General features: G+C 58.1%; 1 protein-coding gene. It reads right to left on the bottom strand.

Annotated features, from left to right (window positions below; genetic code table 11):
- Positions 1-1,033, bottom strand: a 1,033-nt coding sequence (locus CKO23_RS25075) for a reverse transcriptase domain-containing protein (protein WP_242482723.1), incomplete at both ends; no start/stop codon positions are given.

Genomic DNA, 1,033 nt, shown 5'->3' with positions numbered 1-1,033 from the left:
CTAGCCCCGAGTTTCTTGCGGCTGGTGCGGCGCTTGACCTTGAAGTGACCCTTCTTGGTCTTGCCGCAATAGTGGGTGAAGCCGAGAAACGTAAACTCCTCGGGCTTGCCTCCTCGCGCCTGCGCATTGCTTCGGGCGAAGCGCCCGAACGGCAAGCAACGCGTCTTCTCTTCGGCGAGGCGCAGCTTGAACTTCGCCATCCGCTCACTGAGGGCCACATGAAATCGTTGTGCGTCCTGCCGGTCCTGAAAGGCGGCGACGAAGTCGTCGGCAAAGCGGAAGTAATACGCCTCACCTTGACACTGTGGCCGTACCCGATGACTGAACCAGAGGTCCAGTACATAGTGCAGATAGATATTCGAGAGCAGCGGGGAGAGAATTGAGCCTTGTGGCGTTCCCTCTTCACTGGCCTGCACGAGCCCGTCCTCGAGAATGCCGCCTTTGAGTAGGCGAGCAATGAGGCGGATGATCCGTGGGTCGCCGATCCGATGGCCCAAGAACTTTAACATCCAGCCGTGATCAACGGTGTTGAAGAAGCTGCGAATATCCGCTTCGACGACGTAGTTGATACGACTTTGCTGTAGGACCCGACCGAGATCATCCAGGCATTGGTGCTGACTGCGTCCCGGCCGATAGCCGTAGCTGCTGTCCTCGAACTGCACCTCGTAGATGGGCTCCAGGACCCGTTTGATCGCTAGCTCGACCAGTTTGTCTTCGAAACAGCTGATCGCCAGCGGTCGCCCTTTTTCACTTCCTGGCTTGGGAATATAGGTGCGCCGCTTCGGTTGCGGCCGATAGCCCATGTTCTTCAGCCTGCTTGAAAGCTCCCTCAGGTTCTCTTCCAGGTTTACCCGATACTGCTCCTTGGTGATGCCATCAATCCCCACTGCCCGGTTCCCGGGCAGCGCTTCGAAGCAGGCGCGCAGGTGGTCCATATCGGAGACATGATGATAGAGACTGGTGAAGACCAGCCGTGGCTCGCTGCGCGCCTTCTCGCCTATGCGTCTTAGCTCTGTGCTCACTGTGTTTCCAC

Origin of the sequence: Thiocystis violacea, assembly GCF_016583565.1 — a bacterium.
In the GTDB taxonomy this organism is placed as follows: Bacteria; Pseudomonadota; Gammaproteobacteria; order Chromatiales; family Chromatiaceae; genus Thiorhodococcus; species Thiorhodococcus violaceus_A.
Note: the sequence above shows the minus strand (reverse complement) of the source record. Positions and strands in the feature narration are given on the sequence as shown.